This is a genomic window from Nocardiopsis protaetiae (assembly GCF_045446735.1).
Taxonomy (GTDB): Bacteria; Actinomycetota; Actinomycetes; order Streptosporangiales; family Streptosporangiaceae; genus Nocardiopsis; species Nocardiopsis protaetiae.
Genome location: NZ_JBJJBV010000352.1, coordinates 1 through 6,021 on the forward strand (window position 1 = coordinate 1; position 6,021 = coordinate 6,021).

Genomic DNA, 6,021 nt, shown 5'->3' on the forward strand with positions numbered 1-6,021 from the left:
CCCCGGACGCCGCCGCATGGGGTGTCAACGGGGTGTCACAGGCCGGCGCACCGCCCCGACGCCGCACCCGTGACGGTGTTGGCCGCCCCGAAGTCCCCGACCGCCGGGGTGTTCCCCGAACAGGACAGGGAGCCGCGGACCTCGTTGCCCGCCAACACCGGGCCGTAGCCCTGGGCGCCGCCGGTCCAGGTGTCGGCGGGGACCTGGGTGTTGCCGGTGAGCACCACCGAACCCGTCAGCACGGAGCCCAGGACGCTCACCTCGTTCGAGGTCCGCACGATGGACACCGACCCGTGGACCTCGGTGCCGGTGAGCCGCACCGTGTGCGCCCCCGAGGAGCTCAGCCCGCCGCGCAGCGCGCCGCCGGAGACCACCAGGGAGGCGCCGGAGGAGACGGTCACCCGGCCCCGCACGTCGGCGCCGTCCAGGCAGACCACACCCTCCCCGACCCGCAGGCCGCCGGTCACGGTGCCGGTCACCGTCTCGGTGCACTCCGGGTCGGCGCCGGGCACGACGGTGGCCGTGAAGGACTCGGGTGCGCCGATGTTCCCGGCCGCGTCGATCGCCCGGTGCTCCACCTCGTGCGTGCCCCAGCCGGGCTCGTGGCCGTCCACCTCGAACACGGCCATCGACAGCCCGCCGCCGCCCAGGCTGCCGTAGACCAGGTCGTCGACGTTGGTGCCGTCGGGCGTGAACAGGAACGGCGCCCCGGAGTCCGCGGGCCAGCCGTAGTAGTGGTGCCAGCCGTCGCCGTCCACCCGGAACTCGCCGACCACGTGCCCGGCGCCGTCGTCCTCGGGGGACAGGCGCATGGAGAACGCGTTGAAGTACAGGTGGTGCTCCCGACCCGGCACCCGTGCCGCGGCCTCGGACAGCTCGCGCGGCGCGGTCGGGGCGGTGGCGTCCACCGTCCAGGTGAGGGTCCGGGGCTCCGCGGCCGGGTCGGCCGGGTCGGTGACCGTCGCCGACAGCACATGAGTCCCCGGGGCCGGGTCGAGCGCGCCCAGGTCCAGGGTGCGGCCGTCGGCCGAGGTGGACACGGGCTCGCCGTCCAGCGTCCAGGACACCCGCGGCACCCGGTCGGTGGGGTGGGTGGTCTCCACGTACACGACCTCGCCCGCGCCCACGGCGCGTTCGGTGTCGCGGAACCGGGTGAAGTCCACGCCGGGGTCGGCGGGCTCCAGGGGCTCGCCGACGGTCCACACCAGGGTCCGCGTCATCGCGGCGGAGTCGCGGATCCGCGGGTCGCGCACGAACCCCGTGGGGTCCTGGATCCGCAGGCCGACCTCGGCCCCGGCCGGCAGGTCCAGCCCGGCCAGCTCCAGGCCGCGCGCCCCGGCGGCCTGCTCCAGCTCCTCGCCGTCGACCGTCCAGGTGTACTCCAGCTCGTGGTACACGGGGTGCGGGCCCTCGGCCCACAGCACGTCCCGCGGGCCGACCTCGCCCTCGGGGGTGGACGACACCGGCAGGGTCCGCCGGTCGCGCAGCCCGGAGATGCGGTGCGTCATCACCTCCCGGCCGACCTGGTCGAAGTAGTAGCCCAGGGTCTTGAGCATCGAATGGCGGCTGGGCCGCCACACGCCCTCGGAGTAGTACAGCCCGCCCTCGTTGCCGCCCGGGTCGGCGGCGCCGATCACACCCCCGGACTCGCTCTCCTCGCCGAGCCAGCGCCACCACTTGGCCTCGGCCGCGGTCATCTCCCCGGCGGACATCAGCGTGTGGTGGACGGAGGAGGGCTCACCGCCGGGGTAGCGGCCCAGGCTGGTGTCGCGGAAGTAGTACGGGTACTCGTCCTGGAGCCCGCCCAGGGAGTGGGCCAGCTCGTGCGGGCTGATCAGCGCCGAGAGCGCGTTGCCCGAGGAGGCGGTGGCGGTGCGGCCGCCGCGCCCGCCGTAGGTGGTGCTGTTGGCCAGTGCCAGGATCTGCCGGTTGTCGGCGGTGACCCCGGGGACGAGGTCGGCGGCGGTGTTCGCGGCGGCCTCGTCCACGGTGAGCAGGCGCTCCAGCGAGGAGGCGTCGCAGCCGTTGAAGAAGCCCATGCCCAGGGCGGTGTCGCGGGTCCCGCCGTCCTGGCCGGGGTCGCAGTCGACCCCGGACTCGGCCGAGGGCGTCTCCACGGCGTAGACGTTGAAGTGGTTGCGGTAGGAGCGGAACGGCTCGATGCTCCACTGCACGTTGAGGTGCTCGGCCAGCTGCTCGCGGAACAGCGGCATCTCCTCGGCGGTGTAGCCGTCGCCCAGGATGACCAGGTTGAACCGCTCGGACGGATCGCCGGTGACCTGGATCGGGACGACGGTCCCGTCCTCGGGAGACGTGGAGGCCCGGGCGGGGGCGGGGAGCACGAGCGCCGCGGCCAGCAGGGAGAGGGCGGCCGCGGCCGCCGGGGTACAGCGCAAGGGGGGACCTTCCAGGTCGGGGGAGCGGGGGTGCCCGGCAGCGTACTGACGCCCGCACCGGCCGATCCAGAGGTCGGACCATAGGTCCTTCGATAACGCCCGCCGCGAACCCGACCGCGATCCCCGCCGTGCCGACCACGCCGCGGGTAGGCTCGGCGGCGAGAGGGAGGGTGCACATGACCGGACGGATGCGGGTCCCCGGACCCGACCACCCCATCACCATCGAACCCACCGGCGCGCGCGTGGTCGCGCGGGTCGACGGCCGCGTCGTCGCCGAGACGGACGCCGCGCTGACGCTGCGCGAGGCCTCCTACCCGGCGGTGCAGTACATTCCGCTGGCCGACGTGGACCCGGCGCTGCTGAGCCCGACGCCGACCACCACCTACTGCCCGTACAAGGGCACCGCCACCTACCGCACGCTCTCGGTCGACGGTGTGGAGCTGGTGGACGCCCTGTGGGTCTACGAGCAGCCCTACCCGGCGGTCGGGCGGATCGCCGGCCACGCGGCCTTCTACCCGGACAAGGTCGACGTCACCGTCGAGGACTGACCCGGGCACGGGAACGGCGGGGCGCCCTCGGGCGCCCCGCCGTTCGTGCGGAGGCGGGTCAGTCGCGGGCGGTGTCCGCGGCGCGCTTGCGGCGGCCGAAGTAGACGGCCGCACCGCCGCCGCCCAGCGCCAGCACGCCCGCGGCGACCAGGCCGGCCAGGGCGCCGCCGGTCACCGGCAGGGAGCCGTCGGTGCCGGGCCGGTCGGAGGGCTGCGTGACGGGGGCGGTGGGCTGCTCACCGGGCTTTTCGGGCCCGTCGGTCGCCGGGGGCTCCTCGGTCTCCGGCGTCTCCGGGGCCGGGGTCTCCTCGCCGCCCGGGGTCTCCGGGTCGGGGGTCTCCTCCCCGCCGCCGGGCTCCTCGGTGGCCGGGGGCTCCCCGGTCTCCTCGTCGTCCCCGCCCAGGCAGTCGACGGCGACGTCGCCCAGGGTGAGGTCGAACAGGACGGCGCCGTCCACCACCGCGCTGACGGAGGTGTACACGCGGCCGCGGCCCGCGGTGGCGTCGGTGGGCTCGACGCTGCGGACGGTGACCTCGGCCTCGCCCTCGGGGGTGGCGACGGTGGCGGTCACCTCGGGGGCGTCGGCGGTGACGGGGGTGCCGAAGACCGTGACGACGCGGTCGTTCTCACCGGGGCCGCCGTTGATCTTGTTCTCCCACACGAGGTTGCCGGAGAAGTCGCACTTGATGGAGTTCTGCAGGGTGGCGAACCGGACGGCGGGCGCGGTGTGGCCGGGCAGCGTCAGGGTGAAGCCGCCGCTGAGGGCGGACTTGGCCTCGGCGCGGCCGTTGCCCGCGGCGGTGGTGTTCACCCGGGACTCGGGCCGGCCGCCGATGGTGAACAGGCCCTTGATCCCGTCGGGGTCGGCGGCGAAGTCGGCGGAGGGGTAGGCGGCGCCGACGTCCTCGCCGACGGAGACCGCGGCCCAGGAGCCCTTGAGGGACCGGCCGGGCAGGTCCAGGGCCACGAGTCCGCTGCTCGCGGTGGCGGGGAAGGTGTCGGCGTGGGCGTGGGCGGGGGCGGCCAGGCCCAGGGCGAGGGCCGCGGCGGCGGTGACGCCCAGCGCGCGGTGGAAGGTGGTGGTCACGTGATGCACCCAGGGGTTCGTGAGTGGGGAGGACGGCAGCGGGGACCGGCCGATCTGACCCTGGGAACGTTACGCGGTTCCGGGCCTAAGTGTTAACAAACCTTCCTATTTTTGTTCGAACCGATATCCGCTGGTCACAGCGGGTGCCGCCGTGCCTGCGCGGCGCCACCCGCCAGGTGTCGGCGGTGCCGCCCGCCGGGCGTCAGCGGCGCCGGGGGGCCGGGGCGCGCAGCACCGCCAGGCCCAGCACCAGGACCGCCAGCCCGGCCCAGGACGCCGCCCCGAGCCGCTCGTGCAGCACCAGCACGCCCAGCAGCGCGGCCACCGCCGGCTCGGCCAGCGTCAGCGTGGTCGCCACCACCGCCGGGGTGTGCCGCAGCCCCTGCCCGAACAGCCGGTAGGCGCAGAACACGGTGAACACCGCCAGGTACAGGGCCACCGCGGCCCCGCTCCCGGTGGCCAGCCAGCCCGCGCCCAGGGCGGCGACCACCGGCAGCGCCAGCAGCCCTCCGCCCAGGAACAGGGCGCCCATCACCGCGGGCGAGCCGTGGCCGCGCCGGATGAGGCGCTCGGCGACCAGGGCGTAGGCGGAGTAGGAGAACCCGGCGGCCAGCGCGGCGAGCACGCCCGGAGGGCTGACCGGGGCGGCGCCCCCGCCCTCCGAGCCCAGGACCAGCACCGCGCAGCCGGCCACCGCGGCCGCGGTGGCCGCCGTCCAGCGGATATCGGGCCGCCGCCGGCCAGCCCACCAGGCCAGCAGTCCGGAGAACACCGGCGAGGAGCCCAGGGTGATCACGGTGGCGACCGCCACCCCGGCCTCGGCGACGGCCGGGTAGAAGGTCAGCGGGTACCCGGCCACCGCCACCGCGCCCAGGGCGAGCGTGCGGCGGGTGGCCCGGTCGCCGCGGGCGATGAGCGCCCAGGCGCCCGGGCCGGTCAGGAACAGCAGGAGCCCGCCCAGGACGAGCCCGGCGGAGCCGACCGCGGCGGCGGGCGCGTGGGAGGCCCCCAGGGCGGCCGCGGTGCCGGTGGTGCCCCACAGGACGGCCGCGGCCAGGATCGGCAGCGGGCCGCGGACCAGGGCCAGGGCGGGGGTCGGTGCAGAAAGGTCGTGCGACACGGTCGTGTTCTCTCCGTCATCGTGCGTTGGGGACGTCCGATACGGGCGCACGACGGTGGCCGACCGCGCGACCGCGCGACGGCCGGGGACTCCGCGGTTCAGTGACGGTGGAGTGCGGTGCGCCCGGTCAGGCGCACGGAGGGGGCAGCACGACGTGCCAGTGCGGGTTCTTCACGTGGGGCAGCCTAGTGCACCCCCCGGTTCACCCCGGATCATCGGACCTCTTTCGGAACCGGGTCCGCGAAGCTAGCCTCACCGGATGACGACCACCTGGAACCCCGACGCAGCAGGCGTTCTGCGCCTGCCCTCGGGCCGCCTGGTCCGCGGCCGCCCGCTCGCCCGCCCCGTGCCGGAGGGCCCCGTACCCGACCTGGGCGTGTACCTCTTCCACAAGGAGCCGCCGCCGGTCCCCTGGGAGTCCCGCTGGGTGCGCTGGCCCGACTTCCGCCTGCCCGCCGACCCCGCCGCCCTGGCCCGGGAACTGGCCGGGGCCCTGGAGCGCGCCGCCGAGGAGCGCGTGGAGTTCGCCTGCCTGGGCGGCCGCGGCCGCACCGGGACCGCCCTGGCCTGCCTGGCCGTCCTGGACGGGGTCCCGGCCGCCGACGCCGTCGCCTACGTGCGCGAGCACTACTCCCCGCACGCCGTCGAGACCCGCCGCCAGAAGCGCTTCGTCGCGGCCTTCACGCCCTAGCCTCACCGATCGGGTGTACCGATCGGCCGTAGCGGCCTAGGTGTATTGACCTGAGAGGTTAGGTACGCGGGAAGCGGGAGGGCCGCTGATCGCGGTGTGGAACCGGTGGTGATTGTAGTGGTGCAACCACCCCGTGAACGCCTCCCGCTTCTCGCTCTCGCTGGTGTAGGGGCGGGCGT

5 protein-coding genes and 1 pseudogene are annotated in these 6,021 nt (G+C 75.4%); 2 read left to right on the forward strand and 4 right to left on the reverse strand.

What is annotated here, in order from left to right:
• Positions 1-35: 35 nt before the first annotated feature.
• Complete coding sequence (locus ACJOT3_RS31600; RefSeq protein WP_406976794.1) at positions 36-2,396, reverse strand: M64 family metallopeptidase; 2,361 nt, start codon at positions 2,394-2,396, stop codon at positions 36-38.
• 176 nt (positions 2,397-2,572) lie between these two features.
• On the opposite strand from ACJOT3_RS31600, the gene ACJOT3_RS31605 reads away from it, so the two are divergent.
• Entirely contained in the window at positions 2,573-2,944 is a 372-nt protein-coding gene (locus ACJOT3_RS31605; protein ID WP_406976795.1) for a DUF427 domain-containing protein, read from the forward strand.
• Between the two features lie 58 nt (positions 2,945-3,002).
• Here the strand turns inward: ACJOT3_RS31605 and ACJOT3_RS31610 are convergent, their stop codons facing one another.
• The gene (locus tag ACJOT3_RS31610) at positions 3,003-4,031 is read right to left on the reverse strand and encodes a hypothetical protein (RefSeq protein WP_406976796.1); all 1,029 of its coding nucleotides are present in this window, start codon (positions 4,029-4,031) and stop codon (positions 3,003-3,005) included.
• Between the two features lie 202 nt (positions 4,032-4,233).
• Positions 4,234-5,151 (reverse strand): DMT family transporter, encoded by a 918-nt coding sequence (locus ACJOT3_RS31615; protein WP_406976797.1) that lies wholly within the window; start codon positions 5,149-5,151, stop codon positions 4,234-4,236.
• Between the two features lie 259 nt (positions 5,152-5,410).
• On the opposite strand from ACJOT3_RS31615, the gene ACJOT3_RS31620 reads away from it, so the two are divergent.
• Positions 5,411-5,842: a protein-tyrosine phosphatase family protein gene (locus ACJOT3_RS31620; RefSeq protein ID WP_406976798.1), complete on the forward strand. Its 432-nt coding sequence runs from the start codon at positions 5,411-5,413 to the stop codon at positions 5,840-5,842.
• A gap of 36 nt (positions 5,843-5,878) precedes the next feature.
• Here ACJOT3_RS31620 and ACJOT3_RS31625 read toward each other — a convergent pair.
• Positions 5,879-6,021, reverse strand: a pseudogene (locus ACJOT3_RS31625) (IS481 family transposase); the annotation flags it as partial.